This window comes from Pseudoalteromonas sp. 13-15 (assembly GCF_001468205.2).
GTDB lineage: Bacteria > Pseudomonadota > Gammaproteobacteria > Enterobacterales > Alteromonadaceae > Pseudoalteromonas > Pseudoalteromonas marina.
This window is the reverse complement of sequence record NZ_CP019162.1, coordinates 555,671-571,370: the sequence shown is the minus strand read 5'-3', so window position 1 is coordinate 571,370 and position 15,700 is coordinate 555,671. Positions and strand designations below refer to the sequence as shown.

Annotated in this window: 15 protein-coding genes; 5 read left to right on the top strand and 10 right to left on the bottom strand. The window is 40.2% G+C overall.

The genetic code is table 11. The features are described 5' to 3' along the window. Positions 1-11: 11 nt before the first annotated feature. Positions 12-467: a hypothetical protein gene (locus tag ATS72_RS02730; RefSeq protein ID WP_058428768.1), complete on the bottom strand. Its 456-nt coding sequence runs from the start codon at positions 465-467 to the stop codon at positions 12-14. Next, positions 467-2,662: an LruC domain-containing protein gene (locus tag ATS72_RS02725; protein ID WP_058428767.1), complete on the bottom strand. Its 2,196-nt coding sequence runs from the start codon at positions 2,660-2,662 to the stop codon at positions 467-469. The genes ATS72_RS02730 and ATS72_RS02725 overlap by 1 nt, the downstream gene beginning before the upstream one ends. Positions 2,663-2,920: 258 nt before the next feature. Between ATS72_RS02725 and ATS72_RS02720 the strand changes: the two genes are divergently transcribed. The 5 genes from ATS72_RS02720 (at position 2,921) to ATS72_RS02700 (ending at position 8,873) form a co-directional block, all read left to right on the top strand. Next, positions 2,921-3,157: a hypothetical protein gene (locus ATS72_RS02720; RefSeq protein WP_058428766.1), complete on the top strand. Its 237-nt coding sequence runs from the start codon at positions 2,921-2,923 to the stop codon at positions 3,155-3,157. Positions 3,158-3,567: 410 nt separating this feature from the next. Next, positions 3,568-6,141, top strand: coding sequence for a nitrite reductase large subunit NirB (nirB, locus tag ATS72_RS02715; RefSeq protein ID WP_058428765.1), 2,574 nt, complete (start codon positions 3,568-3,570; stop codon positions 6,139-6,141). Further along, positions 6,128-6,481 carry a nitrite reductase small subunit NirD gene (gene nirD / locus ATS72_RS02710; protein WP_058428764.1) on the top strand — a complete coding sequence of 118 codons (354 nt, stop codon included), beginning with the start codon at positions 6,128-6,130 and terminating at the stop codon, positions 6,479-6,481. The genes nirB and nirD overlap by 14 nt, the downstream gene beginning before the upstream one ends. 10 nt (positions 6,482-6,491) lie before the next feature. Next, complete coding sequence (gene cobA / locus ATS72_RS02705) at positions 6,492-7,361, top strand: uroporphyrinogen-III C-methyltransferase (protein WP_058428763.1); 870 nt, start codon at positions 6,492-6,494, stop codon at positions 7,359-7,361. Between the two features lie 252 nt (positions 7,362-7,613). Continuing rightward, entirely contained in the window at positions 7,614-8,873 is a 1,260-nt protein-coding gene (locus ATS72_RS02700; RefSeq protein WP_008131277.1) for a nitrate- and nitrite sensing domain-containing protein, read from the top strand. Positions 8,874-8,929: 56 nt separating this feature from the next. Here the strand turns inward: ATS72_RS02700 and ATS72_RS02695 are convergent, their stop codons facing one another. From ATS72_RS02695 to ATS72_RS02660, 8 genes are read right to left on the bottom strand one after another with little or no spacing between them, the layout of a single operon-like run. After that, on the bottom strand, positions 8,930-9,586 hold the full coding sequence (locus ATS72_RS02695; protein ID WP_058428762.1) for an MOSC domain-containing protein: 657 nt from the start codon (positions 9,584-9,586) through the stop codon (positions 8,930-8,932). Then, complete coding sequence (gene moaE / locus ATS72_RS02690; RefSeq protein ID WP_058428761.1) at positions 9,587-10,066, bottom strand: molybdopterin synthase catalytic subunit MoaE; 480 nt, start codon at positions 10,064-10,066, stop codon at positions 9,587-9,589. Beyond that, complete coding sequence (locus ATS72_RS02685) at positions 10,066-10,365, bottom strand: MoaD/ThiS family protein (RefSeq protein ID WP_058428760.1); 300 nt, start codon at positions 10,363-10,365, stop codon at positions 10,066-10,068. The genes moaE and ATS72_RS02685 overlap by 1 nt, the downstream gene beginning before the upstream one ends. Beyond that, entirely contained in the window at positions 10,343-10,813 is a 471-nt protein-coding gene (moaC, locus tag ATS72_RS02680; protein ID WP_058428759.1) for a cyclic pyranopterin monophosphate synthase MoaC, read from the bottom strand. Before moaC ends, ATS72_RS02685 begins: the two co-directional genes overlap by 23 nt. Before the next feature lies 1 nt (position 10,814). Next, complete coding sequence (moaB, locus tag ATS72_RS02675; RefSeq protein WP_004587753.1) at positions 10,815-11,354, bottom strand: molybdenum cofactor biosynthesis protein B; 540 nt, start codon at positions 11,352-11,354, stop codon at positions 10,815-10,817. Next, positions 11,351-11,977: a molybdenum cofactor guanylyltransferase gene (locus tag ATS72_RS02670; protein ID WP_058428758.1), complete on the bottom strand. Its 627-nt coding sequence runs from the start codon at positions 11,975-11,977 to the stop codon at positions 11,351-11,353. Before ATS72_RS02670 ends, moaB begins: the two co-directional genes overlap by 4 nt. A 1-nt stretch (position 11,978) precedes the next feature. Then, a complete protein-coding gene (gene moaA / locus ATS72_RS02665) occupies positions 11,979-12,950 on the bottom strand; it encodes a GTP 3',8-cyclase MoaA (RefSeq protein WP_058428757.1) in 972 nt (323 codons plus the stop codon). A 40-nt stretch (positions 12,951-12,990) separates the two neighbouring features. Then, entirely contained in the window at positions 12,991-15,681 is a 2,691-nt protein-coding gene (locus tag ATS72_RS02660) for a nitrate reductase (protein WP_058428756.1), read from the bottom strand. Between the last annotated feature and the right edge of the window lie 19 nt (positions 15,682-15,700).

The following is a 15,700-nucleotide window of genomic DNA, read 5'->3' as shown; positions in this document are numbered from 1 at the left end:
TTTAATAACTATTATCTGATAACAAACTGTTGTTGTGCTTGAGCAGGTTCGTACTGCCAAGTGAATAAAAGCGGTTCGGTCGACTCATCGTAAAACCAAATTTCAGCAATCAGTTCAATATCTTGATTGCTTAACACTAATTGCGTATCGAGAGCGGTATTACTAAGAGGCCCTCTGTAAATACAGTTGTTATAATCTGCTCGTTGAGATGCCACCTTTTTTTGGCACACATTTAAGTAGGCTCTTGCATCGCCCATCCCTAGGTCAACATCAACATCAAGTGAATACTTAGTAGATAAATTAAATTCGTTATCAACAGTGATTGCGTTAATCCCTGTTGGATTATTTGCTGGTGTAGAGGTAGAAGATACCGTCGCGACTGCTGGTGCTTTTGTCTCTTCTGAACCACCGCCGCCACATGCTGTTAACCCTATTGATAGTGATAAAATTAATAGTGCTTTTTTCATTACTGTTCCCCTCTTACAACAACATTACTAATACTGTAATCGTTAAACCACGTTGGCTTTTGTTTACCCGATGATTGAGCAAACTCTGCAAAACTTCCGTAAGCGTCGGTTATGTCTACCCCTTCAAGGGGATGCAGCCATTGCATACCGACCTCCATTGCCCACGGTAAACCGTTTTCGTTAAGAAAATACAAGCCATTGCTTTGTACGCTGGCATCATCTGCGTTTGTAACGCTGTAGAGTGATGTATCAAACGCTTCAGTTGGTGCCTGGTTTTTAATGTGTACTTCCCAGCCTCGGGCGTTTTTACCGACTAAAAAATCACCGTGGTAAAAGCCATTAGTTGCAAAAATAAACGGGTCAAGCAGCGTACCGGGAGATGCACTTTTAGCTTTTGGTTCTTTTAAAGGAATACTCATGCTAAAGGTAACTTTAACGTTTTCATCACAATTATCTTCTGTTCTAAAGTAACTACAGCCCGACTCTTTTGAAACGTGGGCCCAGGTATCTTGCATGAAAATGAGGATAGCTTCGTTTCTACCTGCCTCCAAAGGACTCGCTGTTTGCGGTTGCCCGTCAATAATAAAGCTAATTGCATCTTCATCGACTTCGTCTCGTAAAATAGTGTGAGTGGTATTATTGACAGTTTCTTTTAATCTCACAGCAAAGCCATTATGGTATGTGGCTCCAATACCAATTAGTTGACCATCAATTTTATAGCCAACCACATTACTCCCTTCCATAAGCTGTGTGGTTCTGTAATTGAGCACTAGATCATTAAAGTCGTAATCACCTGCAAACGGCCATCTATCCTCAAATGCAAGGGTTACCCAATCATTTTCGCCAGGGTAAACAGCGCTTGCATAAGTGGTAATTTCGTAATCTTCTACTTCGCCGCCCAGCACACCGCCTGTTGCCGTGATCAGCGACGCCTCTGTGCCATCTGTGACTCTGAATCGAGCCCATGTTTGGCCCACTTTGGTGTTACTTGGCACCGTGATTAAAATGCTGTTATCGCCTTCATTTATGGCGCGTTTAGTTACCATTCTTTCGTCTTCAGTAAAACGGCCATTTTGGTCCCAATCAAACCACGCATATAAAAAGCCAGAAGTAGACGCGTTAACAATAATTTGCGAGTCTTGCCCTGCCGAAATCGCCGTTACAAAACTTACGCCATCGTCTGAATCATCAATAGGAGACAATAGTAAATCGGCATTGGTATTAATATTTTCACCACCCACCGAGCTTCCCAAATAAATTAAATCTGAGCCGGTACTATTAGGGTCAAATAAATGCCTTGCGCCACTTTGCTCAAGGCTTGTGTTGTAAGGCGCTGGCGCGTCACCAAAATCAATTGAGCTGTCAGTTACTTTTACTTCTGCAATTGCACAGCGCGCACCGTCGTTTTGACTTGATTTAGGCCCCGATGTAAACACATTTGCCACCGGGGTGTAGCCAACGACTGGGCTAACACTTAAATCAACTTTATGGATTTTACCGCTTTTATTGTTACTAAAATAAAACTGGCCCTTCACATCAAAATAAGCCGCGCCAAATGCGCCAGTATCATCGCCTACATCAACTTGAGTAATTAACGTATGGGTATTTGCTGCAATATCTATTTCGTATAAATTGCCATTTGGCTCAACCGCATATAAAAGGTTACTAGTTGGGTGAAAAGCAAAGTCATAAATAGACAATTTCCAAGTGTTTGTATTGGTTAACAAACTTGCCGTAATAGATGCATCTAAGTCACCATCTAAATTAATACCATATAGGCCAAAGTTAGGATGATAAACATAATAGGTAGCTCGTTGGTCATTGCCCTCACCTACAACTTGTATATCACCGACGTAAAAATTAGTGGCAGGTATACCTTGTACGTTTAGCCGCTTCATTTCGTAGTTGCTGCCAAGCTGCACTACGCTACCAGGCGTTTGCTTACTGTAACCGTACATGTATTGATCTTTATAATTAAAACCGACTGCATTAACGCTGTTAGTATTTAATTCGTTAGCGAACGTTAGCTGCGATGCTAAAACGGTAGGTTTAGCTGAAACTAAATCTATTCCGTATAGTTGCGCGTTAGCATCTTGCATTAAAAATGCCTGGCTTGGGCACGACTCGAATGGTTGACTAAGCACAGCGCATGGAAATATAACTAAGCATGCTGTTGCAAGTTTATTTAGTTTCATAATTTAGCCCTTAAAAAGTTAAGTAATTAAACTGTTGCAGGGTCTATTCCAAAACTTAACTTTATGAATTTATTATAAATAAAATAAATGCAGTATAATCCTAATGCAGTTTGCAATTGACAAGTTTGCATTTTGCAAAATGTGAGAGAATACACTCGCATGTTTACTTACAATTTAAGTATTATTTTTTACCAATAACTATGCTTTACTATTATTGGTTTACGCTAATTAGCTGAGCTTTTTGATTAAGGGGGAAAAATGAGCATTGTTACAGATATATTTTTATGGCTTTTAATTGAAACAGCCTTCGGTTTCTTGTTTTATGCAACAGGTTGTATGCTGTTAAAAGTTACAACGATTGGAAGCTATAAAATGGAATTTAAAGATTATGCTAGTTTTAAACAAAGGAAATCCAAAAAAGTAGTGCCGGTTATTGCGCTAGGCGTTGGCTTCTATATAACTATGATTACCCTGCTCGCTTTCATTAATAGTTAACTACATAGCTAAAAAACACGTTAGCGCTTATCACTGGTTAAATCGATGTTGCACGCAACATACCCATATTAGTATCTCCCACAATTTAACAAAACAATGGGGATAACTCTCACTCATTTTCAAAACATTAAATATATTTTTTACTGCACTAATTAGTACTAACCTTGCACCTAAAGTGTTCGTTTTTAAATCTCTAAATCCTAAAAGCACATTAATATCACTATTAATCAAAAACTTAAACTTATGGCTAGGTTATTGCTTTATTGAACACTAAGCACGTTAATTAACGGCATACATATTGGTTGAAAAAGCAACCAGAGGCAAAGAGGCCCGTACACAATTGTATTTAATTACAATTGTGACGGGCTTTTTTGTGTGTAAAATTTAAACCGTCACTGAAGGAATGCCTAATGCAAACCGCGCAAAAAATACTAATAATTGGCAATGGTATGGTCGGACATCATTTTGTAGAAAAAATGCGCCAAAGCGATGCTAACGCAAACATCACCGTTTTATGTGGTGAAGCAAATTTAGCTTACGACCGTGTTTATTTATCAAGCGTATTTGATGGTAAAACAGCAAACGATTTAGCGCTAACAACTTTAGAAAATTATCAACAACTCAATATTAATGTATTCACTAACCAATGGGTTGAAGGCATAGATAGAGTAAACAAAGTTGTTAATACCCAAACAGGCGATCAATACCCGTACGATAAGCTTGTTCTTGCTACGGGCTCGTTCCCGTTTGTGCCGCCAATTAAGGGAAACGATCAACCACATTGTTTGGTTTATCGCACCCTAGAGGATTTAGAGCAAATAAAAGCCAGTGCCGCAGCCAGTAAAAGTGGTGTAGTTATTGGTGGTGGTTTATTAGGACTTGAAGCCGCGAACGCCATTAAACAATTAGGACTTGATACACATGTTGTTGAATTTGCGCCGCAGCTTATGGCTGTCCAGCTCGACGAGCAAGGCGGCACGCTATTAAAAAATAAAATAGAAAAACTGGGTGTGACTGTTCATACATCAAAAGCGACCAGCGAAATAGTTAAAGGTGAAACTAGCCGCTTTAGATTAAACTTTTCAGACGACACTTATTTAGAAACCGACTTAATTTTATTCTCTGCCGGTATTCGTCCTTATGATCAGCTAGGTAAAGTGGCTGATCTAGAGCTTGGGGAGCGTGGCGGTATAGTCATCAATAACCAGTGCCAAACATCAGACCCTGATATTTTGGCTATTGGCGAATGTGCCCTATGGGACAAAAAGTTATTTGGCTTAGTGGCGCCGGGTTACAACATGGCTCGCGTTGCAGCAAGCCAGCTAAGTGGCGGCGAGCTTGAGTTTTTAGGTGCAGATATGAGCACTAAATTAAAACTATTAGGTGTAGAAGTAGGATCTATTGGTGATGCGCATGCAAAAACGCCCAACTGCAAAGAGCTCATTTATCAAGATCCAATTAGAGATTGCTACAAAAAAATTATATTAAATGAAACTGGCGATAAGCTTTTAGGCGCTGTCCTTGTTGGCGATACCAGTGATTACGATACGCTACTTCAATACATGTTAAACGACATGGACTTACCAGAGCACCCTGAATGTTTAATTTTACCAGATAGCGCCGGCGCCCCTTCTCTTGCGGGCAGCGCCCTACCAGATACAGCCACTATTTGTTCGTGTCATAACGTGAGTAAAGGCGACATTGTGGGAGCTATTGATGGTGGCTCATGCGATTTAGCCTCAGTTAAATCATGCACCAAAGCTGCCAGCGGTTGCGGTGGTTGTGCAGCGTTACTTAAATCGGTAGTTGACGACGAACTGGCAAGTCGAGGCGTTGAAGTAAATAATCACCTCTGTGAGCACTTCGCGTATTCGCGTCAAGAGTTACTCCATATGGTTAAAGTAGAAAGCATCAAAACCTTTGATGATTTAATAGCTAAACATGGCAGCGGCCATGGCTGTGAAATATGTAAACCCGCAGTGGCCTCTATTTTAGCCTCAACATGGAACGATTTTATCCTAGAGCCAACCCATGTAGGCCTTCAAGATACAAACGACACCTTCCTTGCCAATATGCAAAAAGACGGCTCTTACTCTGTTGTACCGCGTATTGCTGGTGGTGAAATTACACCCGACAAACTCATTGTCATCGGTCAAGTAGCTAAAGACTTTAATCTTTATTGTAAAGTGACTGGCGGACAACGCATCGATTTATTTGGTGCACGTTTAGAAGAGCTGCCTGTTATTTGGGAAAGACTGATTGAAGCTGGCTTTGAGACAGGTCACGCTTATGGTAAATCTCTGAGAACGGTTAAGTCGTGCGTAGGAAGTACATGGTGTCGCTATGGTGTACAAGACAGTGTAGGTCATGCCATCGATATCGAAAACCGTTATAAAGGATTGCGCTCTCCTCATAAAATTAAAATGGCAGTGTCAGGTTGTACCCGCGAATGTGCTGAAGCACAAAGTAAAGACATCGGTATCATAGCAACTGAAAATGGCTGGAACTTATACGTGTGTGGTAACGGTGGCATGCGCCCTCGCCATGCAGACTTATTTGCTACCGACTTAGATACAACCACGCTTATAAAATACATTGACCGTGTATTGATGTTTTACATAAAAACCGCCGACAAGTTACAGCGTACTTCAGTATGGATGGAGAACTTAGAGGGCGGCCTTGATTACCTCAAAAGTGTAGTGATTGACGACAGTTTAGGTATTTGCCAAGAGCTTGAAGAACAAATGGATTTGGTAGCGAATACATACGCATGTGAGTGGAAAAAAACAGTAGACAATCCAGAAGCAACAAAACGCTTTCGCCAATTTGTTAATAGCCCACAAACCGATGACAACATTTTGTTTGTGCAAGAACGTAATCAAATTCGCCCAGCCACAGACGCTGAAAAACGCGAACAACAGATAACTCAAAACCGTATTGCGGTAACAGAAATACAAGAGGAGCAAGCTGATGTCTTGGCATAATATTGGAACAACCGATTGCCTTGTTGCTAACAGCGGCGTATGCGCACTAGTTAAAAACCAACAAGTGGCTATTTTTTACCTACCACAAAATGAATGCCCTTTATTCGCAGTCGGTAACTATGACCCTATCGGTAAAGCGAATGTGTTATCGCGCGGAATTATAGGCTCTTTCAGTAATAAATTTGTTGTAGCTTCACCTTTATATAAACAGCATTTCTGTTTAAAAACAGGCCAATGTCTTGAAGATGAGTCAATTCAGGTCCCCGTGTTTGATATTAAAATTGAATACGGCAACGTATTTATAAACGCTGAGCCTAAAGCAATAGCAGCTGTAGCTTAGAGGAATAATTATGAGTGTGCTCTCTTATTTTTCGGGTGTTGAAAACATCTGGTTAAACAAAGTAATTAACAAGCTAACCAATGGGGTTAAGTTTACCGACAAAAAGGCTAAAAATGGCCATGTTTATATTATTGGTGCGGGCCCAGGCGATGCCGAACTCATTACTGTTAAGGCTCAGCGATTAATTCAATCTGCCGATATTATTTTGTATGACTGGCTAGTAAGTGAAGATTTATTAAGCACATTACCTAAAAAAGCACAGCGAGTATTCGTAGGCAAACGCGCTGGTAAACACTCTATGTCGCAAGCGAATATTTGTGATCTTTTAGTTAAGTATGCTCAACAAGGGTTAAATGTAGTGCGCTTAAAAGGCGGCGACCCGAGCATTTTTGCTCGTATAAATGAAGAAGCTGACGCGCTAACACAAAATAATATTAGTTTTGCAATTGTTCCTGGTGTGACAACCGCTTGCGCTGCATCGGCATATACAGGTATTCCCTTAACTGCTCGTGATGTAGCTCGCAGTGTAACTTTTTTAACCGCTCAATTTGCCGATCCTAAAAAGTTACCTAATTGGCAAAATTACACATTTATGCAAGGTAAAAACAACCCAACACTTGTTGTTTACATGGGGCTGAGTAGGCTTAACGAATTATGTAAAGGCTTAAAATCAGTAGGTTGGCCCGACAACACTTCTATTGCCTTAATAGAAAATGCAACAACAACTAACCAAAAAATAATAACAGGGTCTATTAACGATATATCGAATAATGAATCAGTAGCTACGTTAATGGGGCCAACGCTCATTATCATTGGTGAAGTAGTTAATCATACAATGAATATTGACCCAGCGCTTTTAGTGCAACATGTTAACGCTTAACGCACTATCCGTGCTTATTCTTCCCCAGGAATAAGCGCGTTTTTTAATACCGGTACACCGTGTGGCAAAACTCTTTTTTAATGCACCAAAAAGGGGCTTTTCGTGTTGCTAAAATAAATCTGTTTTTACTTTATTAGTTTAAAGTAATACACAAGCAGCTGTTTTAAATTGATTTTAATTTGAATAATAAAATCTTTACATATATGGAATAGAGGTTGCACTTCATAAACAAAAAAGTGCGGAAATAACTCCATGCAAACAGCAAACCCTCTCACAAAACAATTTTTACTTGCGGCTAAATATCAAGAAATAGACGCGCTAAAACAATTACAAAATAGCTGTGCGTCGTTAACAAAATTAGGCGACTTTGTTCATCAATTGCAAAAAGAACGTGCTATGAGCAATATATTTTTAGCGTCTAAAAGCCTACAATTTAATTGCGAACTTAAAGAGCAAATAACGGTAACGCAAACGACCCAACGTTATTTTTATGACTCTTTAAAAACAACTTTTATTACCGACACCTCCTTAAATGGTCATTCGCGGCTGTATAATTTAATTTCTCATAGCTTGCAATCACTCGACGCATTACCCTCGCTTCGTTATCAAATAGCGAATCAAAACATTACACCCGTTCATGCTACCCAGTCATTTACAAACCTAATTGCCGGCTTGTTAAATATAATTTTAGAAGCAGCCGATGGTGCAAACGATCCGCAAGTCATTCGCCTTTTAGTGGCTTATTTTAACTTTATGCAAGGTAAAGAGTATGCAGGACAAGAGCGTGCCTGTGGCGCTCAAGCTTTTGCCGAAAGTAAGTTTTCATGCGAACAAAAACAGCAACTTGCTCATTTTATGCAAGAACAAGAAAACCGTTTTTCCTTTTTTAGTGAATACGCCGACAATCATTTATTAAAATGTTACTCATCACTTATAGAGCACCCGGTTAATAAACAAGTTGATCAACTAAGAAGCCTGCTACAAAAACTAGACGACCAAAATGCACAACCTTTATCTCAGTTAAGTGAAGTGTGGTATGAGGTAACGACTACTCGCATCGATATAATGCATAAAATTGAGCAAAATATTAGCGACCATTTAATTGATAGCGCAGCGATGCGGATTGCTGGCGCACAACGAAAGCTTAACTCAAACAAGCAAATATTAAGCTCACTAGAACAAGAGTATATTCCTGTTTCAGATGGACAACTCGCTCTTAAAATAGGTGAGCCTTCAAATTCGGCGGTAAGTAAGCTGAGTAGTAATAAAACAATGTACGATTTAATACTTGAGCAAGCACAACATATAAAACAAATAAACCAAGCATTATTAGATGCCAAACAGCTAATAAGCGAACAAAAAGTCATTCATCAAGCTAAATATATTTTAATCGAGCAGTTAAAAATAAGTGAAGAACACGCTCATAAACAGCTTCAAAAACAGGCAATGGAATCGCATAGCTCACTGTATGCAGTGGCTAAAAAAATAATTGAATTGAGTGAGTGTGAGTAAAAATAAAAGGCTAATGAGCCCAAACACGTATATTCAACTTTTAATTTTAAAATAAATTATTGGTGAAGTTCTAATGAAAGCTTCTTTTTAATTTTAGTTTGCCACTCAAGTGCAAGCTCGGGGAGTTCAAGTGCTGCTAATAATACGCTTTCATAATCTGGGTATTGTTTATCAAAAAACGCCTGGAACAACGTTTTAACCGAAATGTTGTGTTTGGCTTTATGTTCAATAATAACGGCATCGCCTGTTTTAGCCATCCCTTGCTCAAGCACTCTAAAATAAACACCCGTGTGGTAATACTGGGTAAACAGTTTTAGGCTTTGTTTATTATTAAGTGCAATAGCTAATTTAAAGCACGGCACACGGGGCTGACTTACTTCAAGTAGTGCAGTACCTAAACGAATACGATCCCCTATATGAATTTTTTTCTCATCAAGCTCTAAAATTGTAAAGTTTTCGCCAAAGGCACCGACTGCTAAATCATCATTTTTAAGGGTGCGCTTCCAATAATCGTAATTATTGTGCGAAAACGCATAAACCGCTTTATCAATACCGCCGTGATTAACTAAATCGGCTTGTTCATCACCTATTATGTTTAGTTTTTCAATAACAACAGGCTCATTGGTTGGCGTTTTAAATATACCGGTTTTGACCTCTTTGCCGTTATGCACAACCGTTTTTATTTTAGAGATATTGGTAGAGATTATATGCATTTACTTAATTGCATCCTGTTCGATACCTTGCCATTTATTTAACGCTTGCTTGTCACTTTGTTTAAACTCAACCCAATTTGATGAGTCTTTAAAATGCTCTTTTTTCCAAAACGTGGCGTGGTTTTTTAAGTAATCCATTATGAATTGTGCGCCTTCAAAGGCGGCTTGGCGGTGGCGGCTGGTTACGCCAACAAATACAATTTGCTCACCAAGGGCTAAATAACCGACTCGATGAATAATACTTATGCGAGCAAGTTGCCAGCGTGTTTGTGCTTGCTCGGCTATCGATTGCAGTAGTTGCTCAGTCATACCTGGGTAGTGTTCAAGCTCAAGGGCAATTACGTTATCGCCGCTGCTAAATTCTCGCACCAGCCCTGTAAACGTCACTACGGCACCATCACTTTTGTTATTGCTACAAAGTGCGTCATGTTGCTCGCCTACTGAAAAATCCTGCGTTTGTACGTTAATGCTTATACTCATTAGCCACCTGTCACTGGTGGGAAAAAAGCAAGTTCATCCCCTGCTTTTACAAGCTCATCGCTTGATGACATAGTTTGATTAAGCGCACACAATACATCACGTTCTTCAAGCCATGCCTGCCAATGTGGGTTTTGCTCAACCAGCATGTGTTTAAACGCTTTAATGCTAAGGGTATGCGCTATATTAACGGTTAACTTGTCGCACTTTAGCCGCTCTTTTAGTTGGCCAAAAAAAAGTACGATAACATGCCCTGCAGCTGCATTCGTATCATTTAAATTAGTCTCGCTGCCAGCTGCCATGCTTGCCCCCTGCTTTTTGCGTTACACGCATACCGTGTATTTCCATAAGCGGATCGGCGGCTTTACACATATCAAATAGTGTAAGGGTCGCCACAGATACAGCGGTGAGTGCTTCCATTTCAACGCCCGTTTTACCTGCTAATTTACAGTAACTGGTGACTTTAATTTGGCTATGTGCTTCATCAAGCTCAAAATCAACAGCTACTTTACTCAGTGCAAGCGGATGACAAAGCGGAATTAAATCGGCGCACTTTTTAGCGCCCTGAATACCCGCAATACGGGCAACGCCTAGCACGTCACCTTTTTTATTTTGATTAAGCAACACTTGCTCAAAAGCGTGTTTGCTCATTTTAATGTAGGCCTCGGCAGATGCATCGCGCAGAGTAACCTCTTTTAGCGATACATCAACCATGTTTGCTTGGCCATTTTCGTCTACGTGGCTCAGCATATTATTGCTCTCGCGATTCGCATTTTTTACCAATAGTAATATGCGGGGCAAAGTTACATGGCTTATGCATTGAGTCTAACTGATCTTTTATAATACCTGTCCAGGCTGTTTTACATGCACCCGTAGAGCCTGGCATACAAAAAATAACGGTGTTATTGGCAAGGCCTGCCAACGCACGCGATTGAATAGTTGAGTTACCAATTTCGCCGTACGAAATATGTCTAAATAGCTCTCCAAATCCATCTACGCTTTTATCAAACAACGGGGCAAATGCCTCTGGTGTTGAGTCGCGCTCGGTAAAGCCCGTACCACCGGTTACTAAAATAGCGTGAATGGTGTCATCGGCAATCCATTGCGATGCAACTGCTCGCATTTGGTAAACATCATCTTTAACTATATCTTTATCAGCTAAGTGATGGCCTGCTTCAGTAAGGGCTTTAATTAAATAATGGCCTGACGTATCCGTAATTTCATCGCGTGTATCGCTTACTGTCATTACGGCAATGTTTAATGCGATTTGTGACTCAGTTGTGTGGCTCATAGGGTTCTTCTCAGTAAATTAGGTTTGTGTTGGTCAAATTGCTCGTTAACAGCTTTAAATTGCGCCGGTGTGTTGGTATTAATAAGTGCGTGCGCTTTATTACATTTTAGCGTTTGCACACCAATACTACGGGTAAACTGTTTAATTGATTTATGACTATTTGCGTTTATGAGTAATTGTTTTAAATGACGTTTAACGCTTTGGGTGTTACGAATATACAGGGGTAACGGTTCATTTTCAAAGTGCCACGCATGTATTTGTGACTGATTTGTTTGAAAGTGGGGGTTATCGCTTGCTGCAGATACAATTTGCGATAATAACGTGCAAGTAAGTAATGGCATATCAACAGCGCTTACAAGTATATCCTGCTCTGTTGCCATTAAGGTTGAATAAATCCCGCCAAGCGGGCCAGAGCCTGGGTATATGTCAGGTATATATTGCGCAGTAGCACTTTGTACATTACGGCTTATAAGTACATCACTTGCTCCTGCTGCTGTTAATAACTCACGTGCATTTTGCAGTAATGTTTTATTTTTTAAAATGAGGTTGGCTTTATCGCTGCCCATTCTGGATGATTGTCCACCAGCAAGTACAACGCCCATGAATACAGCCTTATCACTCATTTTAGCCGCCTAACATTGCTAAATGGGTTGTGGCGCCCGTTAAGCGCTTATCAAGCTCATGGCTAATGGTTTTATTGCCCATTGCTGCTTGAATTGCATTTACAGTGGCTGGCATATCTTGCGCATTTAAATGCGGGCGTAAATCTATTCCCTGCTCGGCAAACAAGCACAAATGCAATTTGCCTAATGACGATACTCTTAATCGGTTACAGCTTTTACAAAAATCTTTACTGTAGGGCATAATTAAGCCAATCCGACCCTCAAAATCGGGGTGACAAAACTCCTCTGCAGGGCCGTTTAATTTACCTCTTACTACCTGTAACCAACCTTGTGCTAAAAGCTGCGTTTTAACACTTTGCCCGCTTAAATGGTTTTGTTCAAAAAAGGTGGCACCATTACCTGTTTCCATTAATTCGATAAAGCGTACCGTTACTTTTTTATGTTTTACCCAGTCTAAAAAATCATTTAATTGGTTTTTATTAAATTGCTTAGCCAGCACTGCATTTATTTTTATATCTTTTATACCCAGCTCAATTGCCCGGTCTATCCCTTTTAAAATATGGGTTAGCTTGTCGTGTCCTGTAATTAATTTAAACATGCTCGGGTTTAAGCTATCTATACTAATGTTTAGCGCATCTAAGCCAGCGCTGTAAAACTCATCAATTTTTTTAAATAAGTTAAAACCATTGGTTGTTATGGCGACTTTTTCTATGCCAGGGGTGTTTTTACATTGCTTTATAATGTCGGTTACGTCACTGCGTAAACACGGCTCACCGCCCGTAATGCGCACTTTTTTTGTGCCTAATTGCGCAAACGCATTTACTAAGGTGTTTATTTCGTTTTTATTTAAAAAGTTACGCGGGGTATCGCACTGATACCCGTTTGGTAAACAATAGGTGCAACTAAAGTTACACACATCTGTAATTGAGAGGCGCAAATAGTTAAACTGCCGACCAAATTGATCATTAAGCATATGCTTCCTTGGTGTTTATGTTATTTGTCTAAATAGCACTTTAAATGACAACCGCAACATCAATACTGTTAGCGTTTTTTGTAGTATGCTGCTTTATTAATTGGCTTAACTGGGTTTTACACGACCCACAGTTAGTGCCGCATTTTAGTTTAGCCCCCAATTTTTCTACTGTATTTTCACCACATTTAATGGCGTTTATAATGGGTTGCTCGCGAACTTTAAAGCAACTACATACTTGCGCGCCTTGGGTAAATTCTTCATCGGGCATGGCATACAACAATGACTGTAATTGGCTAAAGGTTATTAAAGGCTCTGCAAATAAATGATTTATCCACTCAAGTGATATGTCTTTTTGAGCTAACGAAACAACCGCAACAAACACTAACTGCTCGTTTTGAATACATTGAACATGCATTGCTTTTGCACTGCCCATTGCCGACCACTGCCCTTGTAACCCTGTCAGTGTTTGGCAATAATAAAGCAAATCAATTTGCGGCTCATTGAGCGCTAACTGGTAGTTAACACAATTACTTGCGTTAACTTTAAGCCAAAAATCACTGGTTATTTTAAGCTCTGTTTTGCTAAAAACTTGCATGTACTGAGCAAACTGCGCTTTAACTAAATCAACAGCACCATGCTTACACTCAGCCTGGCCCGAAATAGGGTCAACAACCGATTGATAAAGCCCACTTACCGTAGCGGATGAGGCAAATTGCTTGTTCCAGTGAATAGGCATAAAACACTCACCTTTACGCACGGCATCCGTTATTTTTGCATGAGCTGTAACCTGCCCAGTTTTAGCATTGGCAGTTATTAAATCGTTTTCTTTTATATTTAGTCTGCTGGCATCAATGGGGTTTATTTCAATGTATGGGCGGGTTATATGAGTAGAAAGCGCTGTACTTTTTCCGGTGCGACTCATTGTATGCCACTGATCGCGTATTCGCCCTGAGTTCATTACAAACGGGTAATCGCTTGACGTTTGTTGCACAGGAAGTTTGGGCGTTATAGGTATAAAGCGGGCTTTTTTATCTGCGGTGCTAAATTGATTATTAACAAAAACCTGCCCGTTTTTGTATGGCTCATTTTTTAGTACCGGCCACATAACTGGTTTTAAGTTATCGTACTGCTGCTGCGAAAGCCCTACTAAAGCTGATAAATTTAATAGCCTATCACCGTTATTTTCAAAATCAGTAAGTTGTGCCCATTCTTCAAAAATTCCACTGGGGTCTGTAAAATCAAATCCTTCAAAGCCCATTTTTTTGGCAACTAAGCACATTATTTGCCAATCATTTTTAGCTCCTGAGAAAGGCTCAACTAGCGGGCGTTGCCTTGATATTCTGCGCTCTGAGTTAGTTACTGTGCCGTTTTTTTCGCCCCATCCTGTTGAGGGAAACGCCACATTAGCAAATTTTAGCGTATCACTTTTGGCAATACAGTCAGACACAACCACCAGCTCACATTGCTCAAGTGCATGTTGTATGGCTGCGTTATTAGGTAGGCTTACCATTGGATTGGTTGCCATTACCCAAATAGCTTTTATTTTTCCTTTGGCGATTTCATCAAACATATCAATCGCATTACACCCTGCTTTTTTAGCTATTGTTGGTGATTGCCAAAAACGCTGCACTAACTGTTGATGCGCTTCGTTTTCAATGTCTAAATGTGCTGCTAATTGATTTGCCAAGCCACCTACTTCACGCCCACCCATAGCATTAGGCTGCCCAGTTATAGAAAACGGGCCACATCCAGGTTTTAACAATTTACCCGACGCTAAATGCGCATTTATAATGGCATTACACTTATCAACCCCTGAACTTGATTGGTTAATACCCATTGAATAAAAACTAATGGCGGTTGGGCTTTTTGCAAATAAGGCGTAAAAGTCACTGACTAGCTGCGCATCGATATCACAAAAGTCACTTACCGCTTTTATACTCCACTTTTTAGCATCTGCAAGCGCTGTTTCAAAGCCGTTTGTATGCGCGTTTATAAATTGTGTATCTAAATAGTTATGTTCACTTAAATAATTAAGTAAGCCGTTATAAAGTGCTGCGTCGCTGCCTGGTTTTATATTTAAAAAGGTATCGGCAAGTTCGGCTGTATCGGTTTTTCGTGGGTCGATAACCACAACTTTCATGTTTGGATTAAGCTTTTTTGCGCGCTCCATACGCTGGTAAAGCACCGGATGAGTCCAAGCTGCATTTGAGCCAATTAAAATAAGTAGCTCAGTTTGCTCTAAATCGTCGTAGGTACATGGTACTACGTCCTCACCAAATGCACGTTTATAACCGGCAACCGCCGATGACATACACAGCCTTGAGTTTGTATCTATATTGCCTGAGCCTATGTAGCCTTTCATTAATTTATTGGCAACGTAGTAATCCTCAGTGAGTAACTGCCCCGATACATAAAACGCAACCGACTCCGGTCCATGCTCTTTAATAATGGCGTTAAATCTATTAGCAACGAAATCAGTTGCCGTATCCCAGCTACCGGGTTCGTTATCAATAAGGGGCGATGTTAAGCGGTTATCACTGCCGGTGGTGTCAAGCAAATGCGTGCCTTTAACACATAAACGGCCAAAATTAGCGGGGTGCTCGCGCGTGCCTTCAAGTTTTGTTGGGGTATTATTTAATAATGAAATATCAACCCCGCACCCTACACCACAATAAGCGCAGGTAGTTTGTTTAAGCAAAGGCGTGTTTGAACAAGTGTTTAAAGTTTCCATACTGCTCTCTTATTATTTG